The following is a 25475-nucleotide window of genomic DNA, read 5'->3' as shown; positions in this document are numbered from 1 at the left end:
GCACCATTAACGGCGCAATTTTACCTTGAAACACTGGTTCCCGATCGTCGTTCTTCTGGCCCTGCTCATGCTAGGCGCGCCTAGCGTGGCCAATGCCCATGGCGGACGGGTAGATGGTGACGCGGTCAGGGTGGCAGTCCACTCTCAGGATCAGAGTGCGCCTAGGGGCGACCTCGCCGTGCCCGAATACTTTGAGATTGGCGGAGCGCTGCCCGCAGAGCGAAACTGCGCGGGAGCTTGCTGTTGCCAGGGAATGTCTCACTGCAGTTCGCAGTGTGGTTCGCCGTCGGCTGCTTTGCATAAAATTCTGCAGCTTTCCGCCAATGCCCCCGTGCGGCGGATTGGCCTGGCTTATGACCCTGCAGTCAAAGCACTCGATCGTAAGTTCGGTCTTGAAAGACCTCCCAGAGGCTAATTGCGTCCAAAAATTGGATGCCGGCCCAGTGATTGGGCTTGGCGTGGAATGTTCGCTCCGCGACAGCGCACGCCTGTTCCGTATCATCTGGATCCCCGCGTAGGGTTTGGCGTGTGTCCAAACTCGTAGTCGGCGATGACCGAAGCCTCGCATTATGGGGTTGGACATGTACTTGCGAATATTCGCGATTGCGTTGCTACCTGCGTTCGCTGCGTGGGGCGACGAGTCTCCAGGTTGGCCGGTAAGCGGGCCGATGCCCGACCAGCCGATCGCCGTGCGTGAACAGTCGTACGTGCCAGTGAATGCGGGCGCAAAGCGCTATGAGCCTGTTGAACCGATGCCCTGGGGCGCCGTCAATCGTCGGGTCGCGCCGAAACAACCTCAATCCAAATCCAATTCGCAGGGGCACGACGCGCACTGAGGGGCGTCGGGTACTGCGCAAGAGAGGGACGACATGACTCGGGGGAAGGTGGAACGCACGGTTCGGCGCGGGGGCGCTGGGCCCGGCCTGATAATCGCGGCAGCCGCGCTGATGCTCGGCGGGTGCGCGGAGTTTTCTAAGGATGGCGGGATGTCTCTCGTCGCGGATCAGACCGGTAGTGTTCTTGGTACGCCGGCAGAAAAAATTAGAAACGAGGCGGACGCCGCATCCACGAAGGCGCGCGTGAGGTCGCTCTTGGCTAAGCCGCTCACGGCCGGTGCCGCCGTGCAGATCGCGCTGCTGAACAATCGTGCACTTCAGGCAGCTTACAACGATCTTGGCGTCTCCGAGGCCGAGATGATCGAGGCAAGTCTTCCGCCTGCGCCGTCTTTTTCGCTGGTCCATCTCACCGGCGCTGAACTCGAGATCGAACGGCAGATTACGCAGAACATCCTCGCCCTTCTCACGCTGCCGCGCCGTCGCGAGATTGCGCAAGATAAATTTAAAATTGCGCAAGCGCATGCGATCGAAGCAACCCTCATCACGGCAGCCGAAGCACGCCGCGCCTTCTACAGAGCCGTTGCAGCCGGACAGACGGTGAAGTTTCTTGAGGAATCGCGCACTGCAGCCGAGGCCGTATCAGAACTCGCAAAGAAGCTCGGACAAACGGGCGCCTTGCCGAAGCTCGATCAGGCCCGGGAACATGCCTTTTATGCAGAAGTTAGCGGGCAACTCGCGGTCGCCCGTCTGAAGCAACGGAGTGAACGCGAAAAGCTTAACCGCATGCTTGGTCTTTGGGGGGCCGAGCTCACGTATCGGCTACCCGGCAAACTCCGGCCGCTTCCTGCAAAGCCCCGCACGTCGGGCGACGTGGAGACAGAGGCTGTCCTGTCGCGCATCGATCTCCAGACCGCGCGGATGGAATTAAGGGTCGTTGCGAAGGAGTACGGCCTTACGCATGCGACACGCTTTATCGATGGCCTCGAAGCCAGCGGCATCAGCCGAAACGAAATCCAAAACGGTGAACGAACGCCGCGCGCTGGCTATGACCTGAGCTTCCAAATCCCAATCTACGATTTCGGCGAAGCCAAAACCAAACGCGCCGAAGAAATCTATCTCCGCGCCGTCAACAGCCTCATCGACAAAGCAATCAACGTACGAGCGGATGCGCGCCAAGCCTATCAAGCGTACCGGGGTGCCTACGACATTGCACGCTACTACGAGAAGACCATCCTGCCATTGCGCGAGACGATCTCCGAGCAGACGCTCCTCAACTACAACGGCATGCTTTCTGACTTGTTTGGTCTCCTGACCGACGCGCGGGACCGGATTGCCGCCAATGTGCAAGCCATCGAGGCGAAGCGCGACTTCTGGGTCGCCGATGTGAACCTGCGCGCTGCAACGATCGGGGGAGGCGGGCTTACCCCCGGTGGCATCGGCCAGACGCAACAAGCCGCAGCACAAAACGATTAGCAAAGGAACCTCAGCCCATGACTGTTTCGCGTCGCAACTTTCTAGCAACCTCCGGGCTTGCGCTCGCGGGCGTGACGCAGGTGTCTGGCCGCGCCGCCGCCGCATCCATTCCTGAGGCTCCCTCGCAGGCATCGCCATCGATGCAGCCGCCGCTCCATCCGTCGAGCGGCCCGGAATATAACCCGGTTGTCACCCTGAATGGGTGGACTTTGCCTTGGAAGCAGAACGGTGACTGGAAGGAATTTCATCTTGTCGCCGAGCCGGTGGTGCGCGAATTCGCACCCGGAATGAAAGCTCATCTGTGGGGATACAATGGGCAGGCGCCCGGGCCGACGATCGAGGCTGTTGAAGGCGACAAGGTTCGCATCTTCGTCACTAACAAGCTCCCTGAACATACGACGGTGCATTGGCACGGCATGCGGATACCGAACGGTATGGATGGAGTTGGGGGCGTCACGCAACCTCACATCCCTCCAGGCAAAACCTTCGTCTACGAGTTCGAGCTGAACGCCAGCGGCACGTTCATGTACCACCCGCATTCCGACGAGATGGTGCAAATGGCGATGGGTTTGATGGGCATGTTCATCGTGCATCCCAAAGATCGCAACTTCCGCCCCGTTGATCGCGACTTCGTTTTTATCATGAGCGCTTATCGTATCGACCCTGGTAGCTATCTGCCGAGGGTCAACGAAATGCTCGATTTCAATATGTGGACTTGGAATAGCCGCGTGTTCCCTGGCATCGACACGCTGCCCGTCCGCCTTGGTGACCGCGTGCGTGTGCGCATGGGCAATCTGACGATGACCAATCACCCAATTCATCTGCACGGTCATCATTTCTCGGTCACCTGCACCGACGGAGGATGGGTGCCGGAAAGCGCGCAATGGCCGGAGACGACGATCGATGTTCCCGTTGGCGCAGTTCGCGCGTTTGATGTCGTTGCCAACAATCCGGGCGATTGGGCGTTCCACTGCCACAAGACGCACCACGCCATGAACGCTATGGGTCACGATGTGAAGACCTACATCGGCGTCGATCTCAAAAGTGTGCAGCCAAAGATCTCGAAGGTCGTCCCCGGAGGCTACATGCCAATGGGAGAAGCGGGCGGAGCCGGCATGGCCGAAATGGAGATGCCATTGCCCGATAACACGCTGCCGATGATGACCGGCTTCGGGCAGTTTGGACCCATCGAAATGGGCGGCATGTTTACCGTCATGAAGATACGCGACGGTCTTGACCGCCACGATTACAAGGATCCCGGCTGGTACAAGTTTCCGGAAGGCACCGTCGCGCACGAATGGACGGGCGAAGCGGGCAAGGCTGCCGAAGCGCCGCCGAACAATGCAACGACAAATAGCGAAATCGAAGTCCGCGTCGTGAAGCCGACGGGACCGATGAAACACTGACATCAATAGATGAGGAGAAAACGATTCATGCGTCTCCCTTCAAAGTTTAGCGCGTCCGCCCTGGTGCTCGTCTGCGCCTTGGCGATCGCGTTTAGCGCAACAGACAACTCACGGGCTTTCGCCCATGGCGGCGACGATGACGATTACGCCGCTGGCGAACCTGGAAATTCGATGAAGCCATCTCGCACGGTTGAAGTCACCATGTCCGAGGCCAATGGGACGATGTCTTACGAGCCCGCAGAGATCGATGTGAAGAAGGGCGAGCAGATCAAGTTCATCGTTAAGAACGTCGGCACGCTGAAACACGAGTTCTTCCTCGATTCATTCGATCACAACGCCCGCCATAAGATCGAGATGCAGAAAAATCCGGAGATGGAGCACGACGATCCGAACGCTCAGAGCATCGAACCGGGCCAGCAAAAGGAAATTCTCTGGAAATTCTCAAAGCTGGGGTCATTCGAATTCGCCTGTCTCATTCCCGGCCACTACGAAGCGGGAATGCACGGAAAAGTCGTCGTCAAGTGACGCGACAGAGGGCTGAGAATGCACGTCATCAATCAAACACGGAGTAACAGCGATGAAACGATTTAAACCCGCACTTCTTCTCGCCGCGCTGGCATGTCTGGTGTCGGTCAATGGCTTCGCGTCAGCGGAAGAATCCAAGAGTCTGCCGATGATCAACGGACAGGTGAAGAAGGTGGATGAGTCCGCCGGCAAGATGACCATCAAGCATGACGCCATCACCAATCTCGATATGGGCGCCATGACCATGGTGTTCAAAGCTAGTGACCCTGCGATGCTCAAAACCGTTAAGCCCGGCGAGAAGATCAAATTCAGCGTCGACAAGGTCAACGGCCAGCTTACCGTCATGAAAATTGAAAAGAAAAAATAGGAAACAAACCGGAAATGTCCGCCGTTCCACAATATGGACTGCCAATTTCGGCAAGCATCGGAAATTTCAACGCGATTTTTAAGCGGTAAGTTTGCAAGGAGTAGGCAATGACACAGAAAGAGATATTGGTGGTGAGTGCTTCGGCAATCATCGCGATGATGACGAAAATTTCCCCTGCGGTCGCGGTCCCCGTCGGCGTGTTCGCGCCGTTCTCCAACCAATCAGCGCACGGCGCAGTCCCCATCGACAACCGCCTGTATCGGCATTGCCATAATGTCGGGAGATTCGTCCGGTGCTATACGGCTGATCCCTGGTCCAAAAAACACATGGAACTCGATCGGCTACAGGGCCGCTTACACCACGAGGGCGGTCCGGACGGTGCTTTGAGCGATAAGTCTTACAAAAAGCGGCGACATCCGTGTTGATATGTGTAGGCCGCCAGGACGTATGGGGACAGATGAGCTGACTGCATGAGGGAGCCTTGCGCCTCTCAGTAAATCGCGACGAGGAACACAACGGGCGTTCCAAAAGCGCCTTCCTCCTGCCATATCCGCGAGACCTCAAGCTATTTTCATTGACAGATCATGTGCTGGCTCATGCCGTCCAGCGCTTCCTCGCTGAAGAGCTCGTTGATAGGTCGACAACGCGCGAGATCGCCGAGAAGATCGACATGTGACGCATTGCTCCCGTAAGCAGACGTGGTCGGCAGCGCGTTCTGCGTCGCCGATCAAGCATCATGCGATGGCCGTTATTGGGACGGAGTGTTCACGAACTATGGTAGCTAGCCGGCAGCTACCAAAGTCGGGGCAATCGGCGAGTTAGCGTGGCGTGTCGCCGACGGACGATTTGAGGTTCACGCGCCCGGAAAGCTCGTCGGCGCTTTCTTTCCGTTCGCTGTAGCGGTCCACGAGGTAGTCCGCTCGGTCGCGGGTCAGCAGCGTAAACTTCACCAGCTCTTCCATCACGTCCACCACGCGGTCGTAGTAGGCCGACGGCTTCATGCTGCCGTCCTCGTCGAATTCGTTGAAGGCTTTCGCCACCGAAGACTGGTTGGGAATCGTGATCATCCTCATCCAGCGGCCGAGCACGCGCATCTGGTTCACGGCGTTGAAGGACTGCGAGCCGCCGCTCACCTGCATTATCGCTAGCGTCTTGCCCTGGGTCGGGCGGATCGCGCCGGTGTACAAGGGAATCCAGTCGATCAGCGACTTCATTACCCCGCTCATCGCGCCGTGGCGCTCCGGCGAGCACCAGACTTGGCCCTCCGACCACGCCGCGAGTTCGCGCAGCTCCTGTACCTTGGGATGAGTTTCCGGCGCGTCATCCGGCAACGGCAAGCCGTGCGGGTCATAGATTTTGGTTTCAGCGCCGAAGTGTTCCAGCAGCCGGGCGGCTTCCATGACGAGAAACCGACTGTACGAGCGGGCGCGCAAGGAGCCGTAAAGAAGAAGGATGCGCGGCTTGTGCTCGGCCGTTGCCGCCAGCTTGTCGCCGGCGGGGATCTGCAGATGCTCGTGCGCGACGTTGTGAAGGTCGGTCGTGCCGTTCTTGCCCATTAGGCTTTCTTCCTTCCCGGCACCACTTCGCCGTCTTCCTTGGTGAAGGCGGCAATGTCGGCGTTGGGCAGAATGTCCAGCACCGCCTCCGAGGGGCGGCACAGCTTCACACCTAGCGGCGGCGCCACGATCGGCCGATTGATGAGGATGGGGTGCTCCATCATGAAATCAATCAGTTGGTCGTCGGTCCACTTAGGATTGCCGAGATCAAGTTCCGCATAAGGCGTGCCCTTTTGCCGGAGCAAATCGCGCGGACCGATTCCTATGCGCCTCATGAGGTCCACCAGCGTTTCGCGCGAGGGCGGCGTCTTCAGGTACTCGATGATCTGCGGCTGCTCGCCGCTTTGCCGGATCATCGCCAGCGTGTTGCGCGAGGTGCCACAGGCAGGGTTGTGGTAGATGGTTATGGTCATGGTTTACTCCGCCGGAACTCTTTTCGTCAGCGTTTGAGGCGCAGGCCGAAACAACCAGGCCGCCATCAGCGTGGCGATCAGCGCCCCCGCCAACTGCGCGATGATGAAGGGAACGACATCCGCAAGGCGGATGCCGGCGAACGTGTCCGAGAAGGCGCGGGCGATGGTGACGGCTGGATTGGCGAAAGAAGTGGACGCTGTGAACCAGTACGCCGCGCCGATGTAAAGCCCGACATTAACAGCGACAGCCTTGGGCCGGGCCTGCAGCGTGCCGAGGATGGTGAGCAACAGGCCGAAGGTGGCAACGCCTTCCGCAAACCACTGGCCGGTGCCCGTTCTCATCTTGGTGGCCAACTGCACCAGAGGTAGGTCGAACATTGCGTGCGCGGCGGCGACACCGACAAGGCCGCCGCAGACCTGCGCTAGAACGTAAAACAGAGTCGGCCGGGAGCTGATCTCACCCCGCAGCCAAAATACACCTGAAACTGCCGGATTGAAATGTGCACCGGAAACAGGCCCAAACACCGTGATCAAGACTACCAAGATGGCGCCGGTTGGAAGCGTGTTCGCCATCAGCGCCAATGCTTCGTTTCCGGCCGAGAGCTTGGCGCCCATAATGCCGGAACCGACGACGGTGGCGAGCAGCAGCGCCGTGCCGAGGAACTCGGCCGCGACGCTTTGAGCAGCAGAATAGGGTGACACGGGTTACGCTTTCTCGCGGGCGCTGTCGGCCTTGGAACGGCCTATGTCATCGAGCTGCTTCTGCAGGCTTAGCTCGTCGAGCGAAAATAGCGGCAGGCTGGTGAAGATGCCGATGCGATTGTTGAGCATGCGGTAGGTATCTGCGAAGGCCAGCGTCTTCTCAACATCGGTGCCCTGGACCTCGACGGGGTCAGGAACTCCCCAATGCGCGGTCATCGGCAGTCCTGGCCAAATGGGGCACACCTCGTTGGCGGCGTTGTCGCAAACTGTGAACACGAAATCCAACTCTGGCGCACCGGGCGCAGTGAACTCCTCCCAGGACTTCGAGCGCATGGCGCTGGTGTCGTAGTTCAGTCTATTCAGCAGGTTGAGGGTAAGCGGATGAACTTCGCCCTTGGGCATACTGCCGGCACTATAGCCTTTGAATTTGCCCGCGCCGACGCGGTTGATAATGGCTTCGCCCATGATGGAGCGGGCGGAATTGCCCGTGCAAAGAAAGAGCACGTTATACGGACCGTCTCCGTTCATTTTGTTTCTCCCTTACACAGCTTGCGCGCTTTTTTTATTGTTGGACCGCAAAGCTCCGGGTTCCCCTGGCAGCAGTCTTCGGTGAGGAAGCTCAGGAACTGCCGCATCCCCTCGAAATGCACGGCGTAGCGGATGTATCGCCCGACGCGCGTGGCGTGGATCAGCCCGGCGCGGTCCAACTCCTTGAGATGGAAAGAAGCGCCCGTCGGCGTGGCGCCAACGGCGTCGGCGATCTCGCCAGCGGGTAGCCCGTTCGGGCCTTCCTTCACCAGCAAGCGGAAGATGGCGAGGCGCTGGTCATGCGCCAGCGCGGCAAGTCGGGTGACGGCGTCTCTGCTGTTCATCAGCACACACTACAAGGATTCTTGAAGTGTGCAAGCCGAGAGATTTAATTCGGAGGTCAGGTGATTTCGCCAGTACCGAGGTGTCAGAAGAGCCGGAACGCGGGCGAGCAAACCGGTTCAGTGCCGGCCTGCTCAGTGGCCAGCGGAGTTGTCGGTCGACTGATCGGCTTCCGCGCCTCGATCGTCACCTATGTCTGCTTATTCCTAGATAGCAGCCAGAGCCGCCGTTGCGCGCTCCTGACCTAGCCTGTTGGGACAACGCAGTTTTCCTTCGTTCTTCTCTCTCTGCCTGAGTAGAGCGGCAAAATTTTATTGAGCGCTATTTTAAGCTGGAAATTGCTTCAAATAGCTGCTACTCGGAGAAGCAGTAGCAGTCGATATTATCGTTTAAAATCAATGCTTTATTCCCCGTCCCCTACGGGGCGCCATTCCTGAACGAAAGAGAGAACTACCGGCGCGGTTTTATCGAGGCCTCTCGATGCGGCGCGCGCCAGGACCGCTTTTGAGCCGGAAATTCGGATTTCTTTGTCGCGGACGCTCACCTCTCGCAGCAGCCGCCGCGCATAGGCTTGTTTGAGGCCAGCCGAGACCGTTTCTCAGCTTATCTTTCCGTAGGGCCGCGAAGGCCGCGATCTTCTTGGGCGTAATCGCCGGCTCGTCGGCCGCCATGCGCTTTTGCAAGTCGGCCAGTTCCTGAGCAAGTTCGTCGCGGCGCACCTTGAGACCGACAAGACGCTCTCTGAGGCTCGGGTCCTCGGCTGCCATCATACCTCCCGTCGACCAATGTCAGAAGCCGAGCGATGTGGAGTACGCCGGGGCTTGGTCATTGCATTCTCTATCTCGCTGACGCTCGCGATCGTGTTCTCGGTTATGGACTTCGTGCATATCGATATGCAGCGCATCTCGCCCCGAACTCCTTATTGATCTGAGGCTGCCCCAGTACGCATCTATTTATGCGAGTGAGGATGTCGCTAAGAGATTTGATTACGCGCTAAAGAATGACGACGACGTCCTTCTCTGGAGCACTTATGTTGGGCGCGACATTCCCGTGCGCTCGCTTGGTTCTGAATACCGTCGTTTCCGGCAACACAGTCACTCGCAGCGATAGGCCGGAAAACGACTATAGAAGATCGTTGAACCCGTAAGGGCAGTGAGGGACAGCGTCATCGCACCCGCATGAATAATAATAATAAATTTTTCGGGTCTTCTGCGGCGCTTCGTTTTCCGCAAAGCAGCATCGAAATTATTTGACGATGCGTAATCTAACGGTCACGTTCGGACTACCTTATTGAAATTGAATTGCCTGATTTGAATTACCTCGCAATCAAATCCCACCTCTTTTCGGAAACGCCCAATTACATTGGGACAATTAATTAATGGCCTGCCCGAAGTAAGGGAGAGGCGATGGCACCCGACTCTATGCAAACCCAAAAGCTTTCTCTTTTCTCTCTCACTGGCATGGTCGTCGGATCCATGGTCGGCGCCGGCATTTTTAACCTTCCGGGACGTTTCGCCACCGCGACTGGCCCTTTTGGTGCGCTCATCGCTTGGGCAATCGCCGGCACAGGCATGTACATGCTGGCGCGCGTCTTCCAAGCATTGGCCGAAAAGCGGCCAGATATCGATTCCGGCGTATTTGCTTACGCCAAAGCCGGATTCGGCGACTACATGGGATTTCTGTCGGCATTCGGCTACTGGCTCGGCAGCTGCCTCGGTAACGTGTTCTACTGGTTATTAATCAGTTCCACGTTAGGGCGATTCTTTCCCGCCATTTTCGGCGACGGCACTTCAGCGACGGCCATCATCGTCTCACTCATTGGCGTATGGGCGTTTCACTTCATGATCCTGCGTGGGGTCGAGCAGGCCGCTTTTATCAACACAGTCGTTACGATCGCTAAGGTGGTACCGATCTTGGTGGCGATAATGGCCTTCATCTTATTCTTTAACTATGGGAAGTTTTCCGAAAACTTCTTCGGCGGCGTCGGCATGCCGGAGAAGAGTCTGCTGGCGCAGGTGCGCGACACCATGTTGATCACGGTGTTCGTATTTCTCGGCATCGAGGGCGCCAGCGTCTATTCCCGCTTTGCCAAGACGCGCGCGGACGTAGGTACCGCCACCATCTTGGGCTTCGTTGCGGTCACCGGCCTCATGGTGGCGGTCACGCTGCTTCCGTATGCGACGGCCACCCGCACCGATATTGCGGGAGTGCAAAACCCTTCGCTTGCGGGAGCGCTTGAGCTGGTGGTTGGGCATTGGGGCGCTGTATTCATATCCATCGGCGTGCTGATCTCAGTGCTTGGCGCTTATCTCGCTTGGTCGTTGATTTGTGCGGAAGTCTTGTTCGCCGTGGCCAAATCGCAGGACATGCCGCGATTGTTCGCGGCACAAAACTCCAACCGTGTGCCCGCGAACGCGCTGTGGCTCACTAACATCGTCGTTTCGCTGTTCGTCATATCGACCTATTGGTCTAGGGACGCCTTCAACTTCATGCTCGACATGACAAGTGTCACTGCCCTTCTGCCTTACCTATTGGTCGCGGGGTATGGCGTGATGCTGGCGCGCAGCGGAAAAGGCTATGAAACATCGCCAAGCGAGCGAGGCCGCGATCAACTCATCGCGTCGCTCGCCGTACTCTATACGCTGGTCATGTTCGTTGCCGCCGGCCTGAAGTACGTCCTTCTAGTGACGGTGCTCTTCGTGCCTGGGACTATTCTATACTTCTGGGCAAGGCGGGAGCAGGGCGCGCATCTATTCACGCCCACGGAGCTGATCATCTTCGGTGTCACCGTGCTCGGCGGAGCGGTGGGCGCCTACGGACTCGTAACAGGGCTTATCACCCCCTGACAGAGGGCGCCAAGGAGCCTCACATGGAAACGAAGTTTGGCGTGTATTCCGAGGTCGGCCAGCTGCACAAGGTTTTGGTCTGCGCGCCGGGACGTGCTCACCAACGCCTGACGCCGTCCAATTGCGACGCGCTGTTGTTCGATGACGTGCTGTGGGTCGATACCGCCAAGCGAGATCATTTCGACTTTATCAACAAAATGCGAGATCGCGGCATCGAAGTCTTGGAAATGCATAATCTGCTTGCCGAAACGCTCGCCGTTCCAGAAGCCAAGGCCTGGATCCTCGACAACCAAGTGGTACCGAACCAAATCGGCCTCGGCTTTGTCGAGGAGGTGCGCTCCTACCTTGGTCTGTCCAACCGAGATCTGGCTGAGACGTTGATTGGCGGCCTGTCGACCTACGAGTTCCCCGAGACCATTGGCGGCCCGACTCTCGAACTCATTCGGGACGCCGCCGGCGTCAACGAATATCTGCTGCCGCCGTTACCGAACACACTCTATACGCGCGATACGACGTGCTGGATCTATGCCGGAGTGACACTCAACCCGTTGTACTGGCCGGCGCGACATGAGGAGACGATTCTCACCTCGTCCATTTACAAGTTCCATCCCGACTTCGCCGGACAAGTGAACGTATGGTGGGGCGATCCGACCAAGGACTGGGACTTGCGACGCTCGAAGGTGGCGACGTAATGCCGATTGGCAAGGGAAATGTGCTGATCGGCATGAGTGAGCGCACCTCGCGCCAAGCAATCAGCCAAGTTGCGCAAGCGCTGTTCGAAAAAGGCGGCGCCGAACGCGTCATCATCGCGGCCATGCCGAAGCTGCGCGCCGCGATGCATCTCGATACAGTGTTTACCTTCGCCGACCGAGACTGCGTGCTGCTCTATCCCGACATCGTCAACGGCATTGAGTGCTTCTCGTATCGGCCGAACGGCAAAGGCGGAGTCGAACTCTCGAAGGACAAAGGCCTCGTCGACACGGTGAAGGAGGCACTCGGACTCCCCTCGATGCGAGTCGTCGAGACCGGTGGTAACGATTATATGCGCGAACGGACACAGTGGGATTCGGGCGCCAACCTTGTCTGCGCTTCGCCGGGTGTCGTCTTCGCCTATGATCGCAACACCTATGCCAACACGTTGCTGCGCAAGGCGGGCATCGAGGTCATTACCATTGACGGCTCCGAACTTGGGCGCGGGCGCGGCGGCGGCCACTGCATGACTTGCCCTATCGCCCGAGACCCAATCGACTTCTAGGCGCCGGCGTTCGCTGATGCCGGATCAACAATTGCAACCATGACATCCTCGTCCGAGCAAAATCTCTCCCTTCGTGCGCTTATTGCGCTTGTCGTCGGGTCGATGGTCGGCTCAGGAATTTTCGCTCTGCCGGCTGCGTTCGGTCGAGCGACGGGTGGTTTGGGCGCATTGATTGCCTGGAGCACTGCAGGCGTCGGCCATGCTGATGCTGGCTTTCGTCTTTCAAACACTCTCGCGAAGAAAACCCGAATAGGATGCCGGAATTTACGCCTATGCCAAAGCGGGCTTCGGCAACTATGTCGGCTTCGCGTCAGCCATGGGTTACTGGATAGGGTGTTGTCTTGCCGACGTCGCTTGTCTCGTCTTGATAAAGGCCACCTTAGGACAGTTTTTTCCGGCCTTCGGCGATGGCACGACGCCCGTGGCGATCCTGTCTGCTTCGGCGCTGCTATGGGGCGTACACATTTTGATCTTGCGGGGCATCAAGGAAGCGGCGGCGCTCTTATCCAAGAGCAACGCAGCGCAACCCACACTTCTCTGGATCACTCATCTTTGGGCGATTGATTTCATCACGCAGCGCAATATTGCACACCGCCTTGATGCATAGCAAAACAGCTATTGATCCCTTTGCGGCCAGCGCTCGGATCCCATTCCAGTTAATCTAACAACGCGTTGCCTCGTGCACCCGCAGACGCGGAGCGCAGACTATCCACGTTCGTTCCACAAATAAAAAAACAGAACTGGAATAGCGTCCGAATTCGTAGGAGCATCCCTTCACAACGAGCAGGAAAATTCTCGTGCTGGGCTTCCCTGTCCAATCGCGTCCTTTTAACTATCCGCTTAATTAATTTTCTGTATAATTGCCGCGTTCACAGCCATGAAGCAAGCCTGGATCCGGCCCAGCAATCAACCCGAGAAAGAGCGCCGACGGTTCGGTCATCAGCGGTGTTAGCACAATGTCACAAGATCACTTGGATGAGAGACAGTCTCCACGCCACGGAAGCAGAGATCGGCGCAGCTCCACCCGCGACGACAAATCGGCTTCGGAAGTGAAAAGACACGACCGACACGAGGAATTTCTTCTGACCGCATTGGAGCTCTTTGCTGAACGAAACTTCGCCACGGTCACGGTCAAAGACATCGCTCAAAGCTTGGGGGTCAACCCCGCCCTCGTCTACTATTACTTCGAAAACAAGACAGCCCTGCTGAGAGCTGCGATCGAATTCATCGTTGCGAAAAGCTTCGAAAATATCGAGGCGCTCGAGAAAGAAAACTGCGATCCTGCGCAGATGATCGCTTCGTGGCTCGATAATCATGTGAAAAACTATTCAGAAATCCATCGCTTCGTTAAGATTGCGCTCGATTTCAAAAGCGCTCACGAAGGTGATGACGCTATCGAGGCCACGATTGCACGCTTTTACGCGGAGGAGCGAAAAATGTTGTCCCGCATCATTCGGCGAGGAGTCGAAGCTCGCCTCTTCAATCGAATCGACAGCGATCGCATGGCTCAGTTCATTTCGACCTTTCTCGATGGCTGCATGGTCCGCTCCGTCATCCTGAGCAATTTCAAGCTGAGCGTCGCAGTCGAAGACCTACGGCGAACCATTTTCGAACAACTGGGCCTTCAGGTACGACCTAAGGCCCACAACGGGGCTTAACTCGCAAACCAAAATCAGCGCATGGGATTGCGATGATCGACGTCGCAAGACAGGCTTTGGATTCAGGTTGAGAGAAACCGTTCACTGGGCTGATGATCAGCGAAACCCCAAACACCTCACAAACTTCCAAAAAGTTGGCCGTTAAAATTTGCGATTTCCAGCATGGAAGCGCCTATCATTCAAATCGTAACGCGGCGGTGGCCATCACCAAAAAAGACCAGAGCTAACGACATTCGCAATGGTCCCGCGAATTTCGTGAGATCTTCGTCGCTCATAGCAAACATGCATCGCAAAGAGATCAACGTTCGCACAAAAATTGTGCGGCGCGAGAGAAAGATTGTGTGAATTTTTTGCAGCTAGGCGCTTGCGTCAAAACTAATTAAGCGTTTAATTATCACGACACCCAGAGGCCTCGACATTCCGAACCGTGACTATCGCAACGAAATTTCGAAACACGGACGACAACAATGGATGCGCAAACACCCGGAATGTCGACGAAAGCCGTTCCGGAAAAAGTCGCGACTAAGCAAAAAAACAATCGCAAATGGGCGATCCGCGGGTCGCTAACGGGAAGACAATACACACTCTATGCCTTAGCCGGGGTCCTCACGCCGATCCTCATATGGGCAATCGTCAATGAAGCGGCCATCGTCCCAAAAATCTTTATGCCTGGCCCTTGGGATGTCATCCAACGCTTCTACTCCTGGATCGTAAACGAGGGTTTCTCCGGCGATCTGTTGATCAGTGTCCAGCGCGTTAGTCTCGGCTTTTTGGCAGCACTAGTTTTCGCTCTTCCACTAGGTCTCATGGCCGGCACATTCAAACCGGCGGAAGCCTTTCTTGAGCCGGCGATGGATTTCATACGCTATATGCCCGCCGTCGCGTTCGTTCCCTTGATGATGTTGTGGTGCGGAGTAGGCGAGCTTTCCAAAGTATCCATCATCTTCATCGGCACCTTTTTCCAGATGGTTCTGATGTTCGGCGATGACGTGCGCCGGGTTCCGCTCCAGCAAATCGAAGCAGCACAAACGATGGGCGGCACGCGATGGGAAATAGTCAGCAAAGTCATCTTCCCTTCCGCAGCTCCGGCGCTACTCACCACGTGCCGTATCACGCTGGGATGGGCTTGGACCTATCTGGTAGTGGCGGAAATCGTGGCTGCGAATTCGGGGTTGGGCTACGCGGTCCTCAAGGCCCAACGGTTTCTGCAAACGGACAAGATCTTTGCCGGCTTGATCGTCATAGGAATTCTTGGGCTTCTTCAAGATCAGATTCTGCGAGCCTTGCACCATGTACTCTTCCCCTATCTGAGGAGGCACTAGAAGATGACAAAGGCGATAGACATTAGTCATCTGTCCAAGCGCTTCTCCACCAAACGCGGAAGTACGCTGGTGCTGGATGATATCTCTCTTTCAATTGCTCCTGGTGAATTTCTGACGATCGTTGGTGCATCCGGTTGCGGGAAATCCACCCTCCTCAGAATAATCGCCGGCCTCGAAACAAGTGACAGCGGGTCGGTACATGTTGGCAGCAAAGCAGTGTGCGGCCCCGGCGTGGATCGCGCCATGGTGTTTCAGGATTACAGTCTTTTTCCATGGATGACCGTTAAGCGGAACGTTTTGTTCAGCCGGAGGCTGGCCGCAAATAATCACGACAAGCTGGCGAGACAGCGCGGAGCGGAACATGAGCGTGCGCTTCGGCTCATCTCTCTCGTTGGGTTGAGCGCGGTACAAGATTCCTATCCTTCACAGCTTTCGGGCGGCATGCGCCAGCGCGTGGCGATCGCGCGCGCACTGATGTCAAAACCGTCGATCATTTTGATGGACGAACCTTTTGGTGCTCTCGATGCGCAAACTCGAGAGGTAATGCAGGACCTTGTATTGAGCGTTGTCGCTCAAGAAGGAACCACGATTGTATTCGTCACGCACGATGTCGAGGAGGCACTCTATCTCGGCTCTCGCGTCGTTTTGATGTCTCCGCACCCCGGTCGAATTGACACGATCTACGACGTTCCCATGGACCGGGATCGCAACGTCATGATGCGTGTCGATCCAAGGTTTGTCGCTCTCAAACGGATGGTGATGGACCGGGTTCGAGAGACGGTCGGTCTTTCACTCGATAAGTCGGCAATGGAAAATAACTTGGTTGAAGCATGAAGCTGAACTGAACCTGGTAGGAGTACCAAATCATGTGCACGCTGTGGACCAAAACTCGAGACACTGTGTTGACCTTCTTGCTTGCCTTCGCGAGCCTCTGTCTGTTCCAACAAACTCCTTCCCGCGCGGAAGAAACGGTCAAGCTCGCGACCGTAGCGTGGATCGGCTATGCGCCTTTCTATGTCGCTGTTGAAAAAAATCTCTACGATAAATACGGCATCAAAGTCGCATTAAAGGACTTCGAAGACCCAGCACTCATACCGGCTGCTTTGCAGAGCGGCGGCATCCAAGGCGCGATGTATACCTATGATCAGGTTATCAACCTCGTCGCAAATGGCGGATCGTTCCACGTCGTAATGCCGATTGATTATTCGAACGGCGCGGATGCGATCGTCGCGCTGAAATCGATCAAATCCGTTGCAGATCTCAAAGGAAAGAAAGTCGCATATCCCTTCGCGACATGCGATAATCTGCTCGTCGCTTATGCGCTTCAGCAGGCAGGCCTGACAGAAGCCGATATCGAAGGTCTGGATGCGACACCGGAGAACGTTCCAGGTGCGGTATTAGGCGGCGCTGCTGCCGGCGCGACCTACGAACCCAACGTCAGCAAAATTCTCAAACTCGACGTCAACGGCGGATACCACGCAATTTACACATCCGCCTCAGCCCCGGGAATTATCACCGACGTCCTCTATTTTTCCACCGACTACATCAAACAGAACAAGAAGACGGTAGAGGCAGTTATCAAAGGCTACATCGACGGAATGGCCTACATGAAGACCCATCCCGAAGAGTCATACAAGATCGTAGCCAAATATTTCTCAACGACGCTCGACGATGTGAAAACTCAGGCCAAAGGCGTCTACAATATCCCAGTCCCTGAGATGGCCGGATATTTCACTCCACACGATGATCCGAAGTCACTTTTCACGACCGGCAAGATGATTGCCGACGTGTTGATCAAGCGCAAACAGATAAAGGCTGCGCCGAAGATTGAAGATACGTTCGATGCAACGCTCATCGGCGAACTCGTCGCAACGAAATAGCAGACATAAAAATAAGATGAAAGCCGCCAAGGTGCGCTTCGGTTCGGGCGCTGCCTTAGGTCAAGCTCGGACACTCATGGGAGAAATCAACGTGGACGCCATAGTTAAAAGTGCCTCTAGCGCTTTGGAAGAACGTCTCAATACGGACGGAGTAAAATATCTGTTCGCCAGCTACGTCGACATGCATGGCGTTTCGAAAGGCAAGACCGTTCCGGTCGCACATCTCGAACGCATGCTCGGCGGGTCCGAACTCTGCACTGGCGCAGCCCTCGACGGCATTCCGCAGGATGTCAGTGACGAAGAGGTTTCGGCTCATCCCGATCCAAACTCCTGCATCGTATTGCCTTGGAACAAAAGCGTTGCTTGGTTCGCGAGCGATCTATGGTGCAAAGGAAAGCCGTTTGAGCCATGTAGCCGAAATATTCTCAAGCGCGCGTTAGCCAAGGCCGACGGCATGGGCTACGGCATGAACTTGGGCATGGAAGCGGAATTCTTTGTTTTGCAGGACGACCCAATCCTCGGTTTCAAACCACTTTCCGATCGCAAGAATCTGGAAAAGCCCGCCTACGACGTATCTAGAACGCTTGATAACCTCGGTTGGGTGGGAGACCTCGTAGATGCCATGAATAGCCTCGGTTGGGACGTATATAGTTTCGACCACGAAGACGGCATCGGGCAGTTCGAAATTGACTTCCGCTATTTCGACGCTCTCTCCACTGCCGACAAATTCGTTTTCTTCCGCCTCATGGCTCACGAAATTGCGCGCAAACACGGCGGCTTTGCTACATTCATGCCAAAGCCATATGGAGATCGCGCCGGCAGCGGTGCGCACTTCAACATGTCGCTCTTCAATAAGAAAAGCGGCAAAAACCTTTTCAGCGATTCTTCCGATCCTCGCGGGTGCGGACTTTCGAAACTCGGCTACCAATTCCTCGCCGGAATCATGAAACATCTACCCGCAATCTGCGCCGTGGTCGCGCCGACGGTGAACAGTTACAAAAGGCTCGTCATCAAAGGATCGATGTCCGGATTTACATGGGCGCCGGTTTGGGCGTGCTATGGCAACAATAATCGCACCAACACCGTCCGCATTCCTATGGGCGGCGGTCGCGTCGAGTTGCGCGCCACGGATAGTGCTTGCAATCCCTATCTCGGCACCGCGATGGTTCTGGCCGCTGGCCTCGAAGGCATCGAAAAACAACTCGATCCAGGCGATCCTCACACCGAAAACATGTACCTGAAGAGCGAAGACGAACTCCAGAAAATGGGCGTCGTACGCTTACCACGCACGCTTGAAGAAGCAGTCGACGCTTTCGACGCTGATCCGTTGAGTGAGGCCACATTTGGTCCGGCAATGAAAAAGGCGTGGGTCGACTTCAAGCGCGATGAGTGGATGCAATATCTCAATCACGTCTCCGATTGGGAACGCTCTCGTTACCTGAAGTTCTTTTGATGGTGCTCTAATGCTTTGGGCACAACGGACGTGGACCGAACTGCCGCGCGATCTCGCAAATGCCAACCGCGCGGCGATACTCCCAGTTGGCGCAACGGAGCAGCACGGGCCGCACATGGGAACGGGGATGGACTTCGTCCTTGCAGACAAGCTCTGCGGAAGAGTCGCCGCGAACACCGGCGTTCCGATGCTTCCAACGCTCCCCTACGGCTGTTCGCTCGGGCACAGCAGACGATGGCCGGGAACGATCGCGCTGCAGCCGATCACAATGATAACGATTGTGAAGGAAATTGGCGACTGGGCCTATCATAGCGGTGTCCGTAAGCTGTTTATCATCAACAGCCACGTCACCAACGCGGCACCTCTGCGTTGCGCTCTCGAAATGCTGCGTTCCGAACACGACGACATGATGGCCGTCGTGATAAACACCGCCACCATGAGCGAACGCGTGCGCGCTTCACATTTCGCTGACGCGCAGGATTGGCATGCGAATGCCGCCGAAACCGCACTTATGCTTGCAGTGGCCCCGGAAATTGTGCGCGACGCGCTCGTGAAGAAGTCCGATGATCCTGACCGGACGCAGGACCTCGTCTTCGCCCATCCAGTGAATCGGACAAGCCTGAACGGCGTAACCGGGCTCCCTAGCCAGGCACGCGTAGAAGGCGGGCGCGAACTTTTTGAATGGATGGTCGAGGATCTTTCGAGCCTCGTCGAACGAGGAAAGACGGAAGAACCGCCGCTTGAGCACTCCTATTTTGACGTCGTGTACGACTAGCTGGATTGCTCATGCCAACTTTGCGATATCTCGGCTGGGAAGGCTATGCGAACGGCACATTCGCAGCCAGTCTTCGCAGAAATACCGGCCTCGAAATCACCGGAGAAAATCATCTTTCCGACAGTGAGGCGGCGCAGCGAATACGTTCTGAGCAAGCTTGGGACATTATCAACATCAATACACCGTTTGCGCGGGACGTACTGCATCCGGAAGGCCTGCTTCATACGCTTCCGGACGCGTTACGCGTAGAAGTCGATCTGACCGGCATTTTTTCTCGCTTCAGAAGTCCGGCTGAAAGTCGCCAAGGCGAGCTCATTGGCATTCCTCAACGGTGCGGTCCCTTCAACATAGTCATCAACGAGAAAAGGATTTCGCCATCCCTAGCCGAGGAACAGGGATTTAGCCTCGCGCTGAACGCCGATTTCTCTAAGCGGTTCGGAATTCTCACATACGAGGATTTCAACGTGATGCACTTTGCGTTAGCCGCCGGCCTCAATCCATTCAGAAGCTTTGACAGTTCCGAAATGACAACGTTTGCGCAGGCGGCCCATCGCATCCTTCGGTCCGCACGCATCGTGACGTGCGATCACGAATTTCTGAACAAAGCACTCGTGGACCAAGAAATCGATTTTTATGTGAGCGGCGGAATTTACACAGCATCGTCAGCACGACTAGCAGGACGCTCCGAGGTTCGCGCAATTACACCGTCAAAGGGACCGATAGCCGGAAAGGGCGGAATTGCCTTCGTAGAGATCAATGCCATCACGCAAGGCTCTCAGTCGAAGGCGGCGGCGGTTGACTTTCTTCAATTCCTCGCAAGCGATAGCGGGGCCCTAGCCGGATCATTGGCGGGCGGCGCTTGCAATCCGGTCGTTCAAATGCATCGCAGATCGATGTTTGCCAGTCTTTCAAGCGAACAGCTCCTTGCGATGCAATGGGATGAATTTGAAGAGGACATGGCACGCTGCGCAGAATATGAGATCGTACCTGATTACGATAAACGCGCAGCGGTCATCCGTTCGGCGGCTGCTCTCGTAGCCACCAATCAGAGTTAAATCTATCGGCTCTTGTAAATTTACTTAGCTTCTATGATGCATCGCTTCGTCATGACGAAGCTCTAAGCACACGATGAAATGCGGATCGCTGACGACACATACGGCGCGAAGCCCACCGTCGGAAGCGGAGAACTCGACCGATTCAAGACGCAAACATCAGTCCAAAGTACGTCAGAAAAAGCATGACATGAGCCATTCCCTGAATTGATGACGTCCGCGATCCAAGAAACGAGATGCTTATCAATGCGAGCGTCAGAGCGATCAAAAGCGTATCGCACGCGCTTAGATTCAGCACTACCGCCTTACCCGCATAAAGACCGATTGCAAGAATGGCGGGGACGGTAAGACCAACGGTTGAAAGATACGCTCCAAGGCAAAGGTTCATCGTCCTCTGCATTTTGTTATCGAGAGCAGCCTTCGTCGCCGTTATGGATTCGGGCAAAAATATAATGATAGCGATGATCAGTCCGCTCATTGCCGTCGGCAGGCCAGCTCGTTCAACTGCCGTTTCGATCAGGACGCCTAGCTGTTCCGCCAAGAGAACAATCGGTAGCATGAGCCCGACGACGACAAGTGAACGGATAAGAACCGCGCGCCAGTCCGACAGTCTGACCCCAGCCATTTCGCGCGCATCGATTTCGCCGGACGCGTAGGCAGCAGGAATTCCAGTCGCTTCGGGCTGAACAAAAAAGTGTCGATATTTTGTGAGCTGCATCGCAAGAAATCCGCAGTAGCCAGCCGCGGCTACCAGCGCGATCGTTCCAGCTTGTGCAGGCATCAAGCTCCCATCCTGCAGGCTCAATACGTTGGGCAGCAGCAATCCCATGCAGGTCAACAAAACGATCATCGACAGGTACGCGACGGCGCCTTGCGACTTATAGTTCTGCTCCCCAAAGCGAATGCCACCCAGGAGCATGCATACGCCCATTACCAGGTTGAGTATAATCATCGTGACCGCAACAATTGAGTCTCTTGCGATCGTTGCCGCTGCGGTCGACCTCATCGCCGCCGCGATCAGGATGACTTCGATTGAAACCACCGTAAATGTTAGGACCAATGTGCTGAAGGGCTCTCGAAGCAGATGCGCCAAGTGATCTGCTTCACGCACCACGCCGAACACCGCCAAAAGAATTATCAAAAATAGTACGGCGAAGCGGGCTGTTGGCACACTCAGAAATGCCGGCAAAAGATTATGTCCGCTCTCAAATGCGACAACGGTAATCCATACCGCCGCGAATCTGAAAAGGGTGACATTCGGCAAAAGCTGACGAATTGTCGGACGCGGCTGGGAGGACGAAAGAGGAAAATCGGCCGGGACCACTGCACACCCTCAAATATGGGGCCGTCCCCTAGAACGCGTTTGCGACGGGCCGTCCCGTCGAGTGCATCACTGATAAGGATTTCACTGAGTTGGTCAATTCTCATTTGCGCTCGTAACGCATGAAGACGTTCAGCGCCGACAATACCAAAAACGCGCCGTAACGACCCTCATGATAAGGCGCCGCGCTGCCGACGCTGATGACCTTCCGGCTTCGATGGTTTCCGCCATCTAACTCGCGTTAATGCCGGACACATTTGCTGGTCGCCCCGACGCGAGCCGCACGGGTCATTCGCGATTGGGCAGTCCGATAACCGAGATGTTCCCAAAGCGTCCTTTTGAATTCTTGCACGGTAGCAACGATATTAAAGTCCTCGAAAATAAAAGACCGCGCCATAACCCCGTCGAGCATCGTCGAAATCATCGTCGCGACGACGCGCGGATCGACCTTCCTGAAAAGGCCCTGGCGCATCCCCTCTCTTATGAGATTCTGCAAAATCTCGTTTTCGTGCTGGTAGAAGCGCTTGATCGGTTCATCCGCATCCGGAGCGCCGACGACCCCTCTGCAATCGAGACTGATTTTGATGACGTTTCGTAGTCGACTGCTCAGCTCTACGTGCACGTCAAACCATTTATCGATCGCATCGACCGGATTCTCATTAGCTCCACGATTACAGTGCGCCGCGAAAAGCGCGAAGGCCGCATCGATAGCGGTTTCGATGGCAGCCCGGAACAGCTCCTGCTTATCGTTGTAATGATAGTAAATCATCGAGCTATTGACATTAGCCGCCCGCCCAATATCTCTGATGGACACGGACGCAAAATGCCGTTCCGCAAAAAGCTGCAGGGCAATACGAGCGAGTTCCTCGCGACTCGGCCCCGATTCCTCCGCGGATCGTCTCCCGAGCTTCGGCTTTGCGCGCCTTAAGGTTCGTATCTTCTTCATCGGAAGTTCAATCTGCATGTTATTGCCGTCGTGCCATCAGCCGACCGCCGCTGAAATTAATCAGTTAATTAATATATGGCTGCTAGGCACTTTGACGCGCGTCGGCTAATCATCGGCAACCACAATCGGGCATGCCTGCGCCATCCCCTTGGTAGCGCAATCGCTAAAGATCCCGCCGCATCGCTCTAAAATGTTGCCGTTCAAAGCAATTGGGAAACGATCGCAATCCATTTGATTTCAGGCAGCGGAGATCGGCCATCCCGAGGTTATCGCCGCCGCGGCGCAATCCATTTTTTATTTTTTTCCCGGACGGGATCGCTCGTACGAACTTCAAAGCGCACATCCCGAGTTGCTGATCAGCTAACAAAGGCCGGCAAGGCTTGAACCACGACATAAAGTCCGACAACCGCGACGATCGTTGCAAAGAGTTGCGAAAGGCGCTGCTTGTGCGTCGAAAGCCGCCTTCCGGCCGCACGCCCGAGCAATCCGCCGACGACACCGCCCGCGATAAAATACGTCACGAGCCGCCAGTCTACGAGACCGGAAAGCGCGTAGTTCGCAGCTGTCGTCAAGCCGAACGCGGTGACCGACACCAGCGATGATCCAATCGCGTGCAACATTGTCATTCCAGTTGCCGCAATGAGTCCGGGGACAACGAGGAACCCGCCGCCGATTCCAAAAAATCCAGACAACGCGCCGACTGCCGCGCCATAAGCGAGCAACGGTGGTCCAAGCGCCGGTGCCGTGGCGCGAGTTAAACGAACGTGAATGTCCCCATCTGCGCCGCTTTTGAAGAACATGAGGGCGGCAACCACAAGCATGAGAAGTCCAAAGAGCGCCAAAAGCTTTTGGCCATCGAATGATTTGCCGAATGTCGACCCGAAATACGCACCGGCTATACCCGCCGCAGCGAAAACGAGCGCGCATCGCCATTTGACATTGCCGGCGCGCGCATGACCGACAAGATTGATCAGCGCGCTCAGCGCGACCGCTATGGCACTAGTTCCAATAGCAACATGCGGCGACCTGACGCCAACAACGTAGACAAGAAGCGGGACCGCGAGAATTGATCCTCCGCCGCCAATCAGACCAAGCACGAGCCCAACGAGGGCCCCCGACCCCGTCGCCAAAATATCCTGCATGATCATCAGGCCATGGCGCTTGGTTTGGCCATCCACTCACGGCCTTTGAGCATCGCCTTCCAATAGATCGGCGGTAAGATACGCTCTTTCAAAATCCAAGCGGCCCGCGAAGGTTTGGTGCCGTCGATTACAAAAGACGGAAACGAAGGCGCGACTTTGCCGCCATAGATAAACTCAGCAAGCACAATCTTTCCACGCTCGACTGTGAGAGGGCACGAGCCGTAGCCATCATACACGCATTGAGATGAACGCAGGGATTTATCGAACAGCAGATTTTCCGCGACGACCGGTGCTTGCTTGCGGGCCGCCGCTGCCGTCTTGGCGTTTGGAGTGTTCGTTGCATCGCCTAGTCCGAAAATATTCGAATAGCGTTTATGACGCAGCGTGCCGGGATCAACGTCAATCCATCCTCCCGCGTCAGCGAGCGGACTGTCCCGGACGACATCGGGCGCCTGCTGGGGCGGCGTCACGTGAATCATATCGAATCGGTCTTCGACGGTTGTGGACGTTCCGTCGGATAGTGTTTTCTTGAAGTAAGCCGTCTTCGACGAGCCGTCGATCGCGACGAGATTATGCGAGAAATTTAACCCGACGTGATAGCGTTTGACGTACCCCATCAGCGCGGGAACGTAGTCGGGTACGCCGAACAGAACGTTGCCCGCATTATAGAATTGAATGTCGATGTTGGAGAGCACGTTCTCCCTCAGCCAATGATCAGCGGATAGATACATCGCCTTTTGGGGTGCGCCCGCGCATTTGATCGGCATCGGTGGTTGTGTGAACAGCGCGCGGCCCGCTTTCAGCGAACGCACCAATTCCCAGGTATACGGAGCGAGATCGTAACGGTAGTTCGAGGTCACTCCGTTCTTACCTAGCGTTCCATTCAGACCTTCTATTCCAGCCCAGTTCAGCTTTATGCCCGGGCAAACGACCAAATGATTATAGCGTACAGTGCGGCCGGCATCGATGATCACAGAGTTGATATCGGGCTCGAAGCCTGTTACGGCCGCCTTAATCCAAGTGACTCGGCGGGGCAACACCGCACCCATTTGTTTTTCCGTGTCGACCGCCTTGAATATACCGCCGCCGACCATCGTCCACCCGGGCTGGTAGTAATGCCTCTCCGATGGTTCAATGATCGCAATATCGAGATCGCGCCTGCGTCGCAGCAGACTGGCCGCCACGGCAGCGCCAGCAGCTCCGCCTCCGACGATGACAATATCGTGGCTTGCTGCAGGCCTCAGTGCGGGAGCGTCCTGGCTCGCCCCCTTATATCCAATCACATCCGCAACATCGTAGCCCGCTGACTTGGCGCGCTCCACAATATCGTGCGGCGTGCGACGGCTTGCTTCCGCAAGCGACCACAGCGTCGCAGACCGCGTCCCACTACGGCAATAGGCAACAATCGGTTTCGGAAGCTCGCTCAAAGCCTCTCTAAAGCGATCGGCGTCTTCGTCTGAGAATTTGCCAGGGGTCACTGGCAGGTATCTCGCTTCTAAACCCGATGCCGCAGCGACTTTCGCAATTTCTGCGAACGACGGCTGACCTACGCCTTCGCCATCAGGACGGTTGCAGATAATCGACTTAAATCCCTGAGAGGCGAGACGATCCACATCCGATGCCGCGATTTGCGGCGACACGGAAAGATCAAGCGTGAGTGGCTTCACTTGCATTTTT

25 protein-coding genes and 2 pseudogenes are annotated in these 25475 nt (G+C 56.2%); 16 read left to right on the top strand and 11 right to left on the bottom strand.

Annotation, left to right across the window (positions count from 1 at the left end; all coding sequences use genetic code 11):
• Positions 1–581: 581 nt before the first annotated feature.
• From VHB22_RS05180 to VHB22_RS05160, 5 genes are all read left to right on the top strand, one after another.
• On the top strand, positions 582–836 hold the full coding sequence (locus tag VHB22_RS05180; protein WP_325455895.1) for a hypothetical protein: 255 nt from the start codon (positions 582–584) through the stop codon (positions 834–836).
• Between the two features lie 150 nt (positions 837–986).
• Positions 987–2309, top strand: a complete 1323-nt coding sequence (locus VHB22_RS05175) for a TolC family protein (protein ID WP_325455894.1) — start codon at positions 987–989, stop codon at positions 2307–2309.
• Positions 2310–2326: 17 nt separating this feature from the next.
• Positions 2327–3715: a copper oxidase gene (locus tag VHB22_RS05170; RefSeq protein ID WP_325455893.1), complete on the top strand. Its 1389-nt coding sequence runs from the start codon at positions 2327–2329 to the stop codon at positions 3713–3715.
• A gap of 27 nt (positions 3716–3742) precedes the next feature.
• Entirely contained in the window at positions 3743–4240 is a 498-nt protein-coding gene (locus tag VHB22_RS05165) for a cupredoxin family protein (protein WP_325455892.1), read from the top strand.
• Positions 4241–4292: 52 nt separating this feature from the next.
• Complete coding sequence (locus tag VHB22_RS05160) at positions 4293–4607, top strand: copper-binding protein (protein WP_325455891.1); 315 nt, start codon at positions 4293–4295, stop codon at positions 4605–4607.
• Here VHB22_RS05160 and VHB22_RS05155 read toward each other — a convergent pair.
• A complete protein-coding gene (locus VHB22_RS05155) occupies positions 4582–4851 on the bottom strand; it encodes a hypothetical protein (RefSeq protein ID WP_325455890.1) in 270 nt (89 codons plus the stop codon). The genes VHB22_RS05160 and VHB22_RS05155 overlap by 26 nt on opposite strands.
• Before the next feature lie 237 nt (positions 4852–5088).
• On the opposite strand from VHB22_RS05155, the gene VHB22_RS05150 reads away from it, so the two are divergent.
• Positions 5089–5283: a hypothetical protein gene (locus VHB22_RS05150; protein WP_325455889.1), complete on the top strand. Its 195-nt coding sequence runs from the start codon at positions 5089–5091 to the stop codon at positions 5281–5283.
• 142 nt (positions 5284–5425) lie between these two features.
• Here the strand turns inward: VHB22_RS05150 and arsH are convergent, their stop codons facing one another.
• The 6 genes from arsH to VHB22_RS05120 all read right to left on the bottom strand — a co-directional run bounded on the left by arsH (position 5426) and on the right by VHB22_RS05120 (position 8915).
• A complete protein-coding gene (gene arsH, locus VHB22_RS05145) occupies positions 5426–6163 on the bottom strand; it encodes an arsenical resistance protein ArsH (protein ID WP_325455888.1) in 738 nt (245 codons plus the stop codon).
• Positions 6163–6576 (bottom strand): arsenate reductase (glutaredoxin), encoded by a 414-nt coding sequence (gene arsC, locus VHB22_RS05140; protein ID WP_325455887.1) that lies wholly within the window; start codon positions 6574–6576, stop codon positions 6163–6165. Before arsC ends, arsH begins: the two co-directional genes overlap by 1 nt.
• A gap of 3 nt (positions 6577–6579) precedes the next feature.
• Positions 6580–7278 (bottom strand): MIP/aquaporin family protein, encoded by a 699-nt coding sequence (locus tag VHB22_RS05135; RefSeq protein WP_325455886.1) that lies wholly within the window; start codon positions 7276–7278, stop codon positions 6580–6582.
• A gap of 3 nt (positions 7279–7281) precedes the next feature.
• Positions 7282–7806 carry an arsenate reductase ArsC gene (locus VHB22_RS05130; RefSeq protein ID WP_325455885.1) on the bottom strand — a complete coding sequence of 175 codons (525 nt, stop codon included), beginning with the start codon at positions 7804–7806 and terminating at the stop codon, positions 7282–7284.
• Positions 7803–8150, bottom strand: a complete 348-nt coding sequence (locus tag VHB22_RS05125; protein ID WP_325455884.1) for a metalloregulator ArsR/SmtB family transcription factor — start codon at positions 8148–8150, stop codon at positions 7803–7805. The genes VHB22_RS05130 and VHB22_RS05125 overlap by 4 nt, the downstream gene beginning before the upstream one ends.
• A 462-nt stretch (positions 8151–8612) precedes the next feature.
• Entirely contained in the window at positions 8613–8915 is a 303-nt protein-coding gene (locus VHB22_RS05120; RefSeq protein ID WP_325455883.1) for a hypothetical protein, read from the bottom strand.
• A 654-nt stretch (positions 8916–9569) separates the two neighbouring features.
• Here VHB22_RS05120 and VHB22_RS05115 point away from each other — a divergent pair.
• The 10 genes and pseudogenes from VHB22_RS05115 to VHB22_RS05070 all read left to right on the top strand — a co-directional run bounded on the left by VHB22_RS05115 (position 9570) and on the right by VHB22_RS05070 (position 20392).
• Positions 9570–10994: a basic amino acid/polyamine antiporter gene (locus VHB22_RS05115; protein ID WP_325455882.1), complete on the top strand. Its 1425-nt coding sequence runs from the start codon at positions 9570–9572 to the stop codon at positions 10992–10994.
• A gap of 23 nt (positions 10995–11017) precedes the next feature.
• Positions 11018–12249, top strand: a pseudogene (locus VHB22_RS05110) (arginine deiminase).
• A gap of 39 nt (positions 12250–12288) precedes the next feature.
• Positions 12289–12793: pseudogene (locus tag VHB22_RS05105) on the top strand (amino acid permease); the annotation flags it as partial.
• Positions 12794–13298: 505 nt separating this feature from the next.
• On the top strand, positions 13299–13907 hold the full coding sequence (locus VHB22_RS05100) for a TetR/AcrR family transcriptional regulator (protein WP_325455881.1): 609 nt from the start codon (positions 13299–13301) through the stop codon (positions 13905–13907).
• A gap of 467 nt (positions 13908–14374) precedes the next feature.
• On the top strand, positions 14375–15229 hold the full coding sequence (locus VHB22_RS05095) for an ABC transporter permease (protein WP_325455880.1): 855 nt from the start codon (positions 14375–14377) through the stop codon (positions 15227–15229).
• A gap of 3 nt (positions 15230–15232) precedes the next feature.
• Positions 15233–16063 carry an ABC transporter ATP-binding protein gene (locus VHB22_RS05090; RefSeq protein WP_325455879.1) on the top strand — a complete coding sequence of 277 codons (831 nt, stop codon included), beginning with the start codon at positions 15233–15235 and terminating at the stop codon, positions 16061–16063.
• A gap of 68 nt (positions 16064–16131) precedes the next feature.
• Positions 16132–17109, top strand: a complete 978-nt coding sequence (locus tag VHB22_RS05085) for an ABC transporter substrate-binding protein (protein ID WP_325455878.1) — start codon at positions 16132–16134, stop codon at positions 17107–17109.
• A 91-nt stretch (positions 17110–17200) separates the two neighbouring features.
• Positions 17201–18562, top strand: coding sequence for a type III glutamate--ammonia ligase (glnT, locus tag VHB22_RS05080; RefSeq protein WP_325455877.1), 1362 nt, complete (start codon positions 17201–17203; stop codon positions 18560–18562).
• 10 nt (positions 18563–18572) lie between these two features.
• Positions 18573–19337: a creatininase family protein gene (locus VHB22_RS05075; protein WP_325455876.1), complete on the top strand. Its 765-nt coding sequence runs from the start codon at positions 18573–18575 to the stop codon at positions 19335–19337.
• Positions 19338–19348: 11 nt separating this feature from the next.
• The gene (locus VHB22_RS05070) at positions 19349–20392 is read left to right on the top strand and encodes a hypothetical protein (protein WP_325455875.1); all 1044 of its coding nucleotides are present in this window, start codon (positions 19349–19351) and stop codon (positions 20390–20392) included.
• 142 nt (positions 20393–20534) lie between these two features.
• Here the strand turns inward: VHB22_RS05070 and VHB22_RS05065 are convergent, their stop codons facing one another.
• The 4 genes from VHB22_RS05065 to VHB22_RS05050 form a co-directional block, all read right to left on the bottom strand.
• Positions 20535–21578 carry a calcium:proton antiporter gene (locus tag VHB22_RS05065; RefSeq protein WP_414652704.1) on the bottom strand — a complete coding sequence of 348 codons (1044 nt, stop codon included), beginning with the start codon at positions 21576–21578 and terminating at the stop codon, positions 20535–20537.
• 373 nt (positions 21579–21951) lie between these two features.
• Positions 21952–22674: a TetR/AcrR family transcriptional regulator gene (locus VHB22_RS05060; protein ID WP_325455873.1), complete on the bottom strand. Its 723-nt coding sequence runs from the start codon at positions 22672–22674 to the stop codon at positions 21952–21954.
• Between the two features lie 338 nt (positions 22675–23012).
• Complete coding sequence (locus VHB22_RS05055; protein WP_325456142.1) at positions 23013–23804, bottom strand: sulfite exporter TauE/SafE family protein; 792 nt, start codon at positions 23802–23804, stop codon at positions 23013–23015.
• Complete coding sequence (locus tag VHB22_RS05050; RefSeq protein ID WP_325455872.1) at positions 23804–25471, bottom strand: TIGR01244 family sulfur transferase; 1668 nt, start codon at positions 25469–25471, stop codon at positions 23804–23806. Before VHB22_RS05050 ends, VHB22_RS05055 begins: the two co-directional genes overlap by 1 nt.
• Positions 25472–25475 lie beyond the last annotated feature (4 nt).

Origin of the sequence: Hyphomicrobium sp., from assembly GCF_035548195.1 — a bacterium.
GTDB lineage: Bacteria > Pseudomonadota > Alphaproteobacteria > Rhizobiales > Hyphomicrobiaceae > Hyphomicrobium_B.
This window is presented reverse-complemented; position numbering and strand designations above follow the sequence as displayed.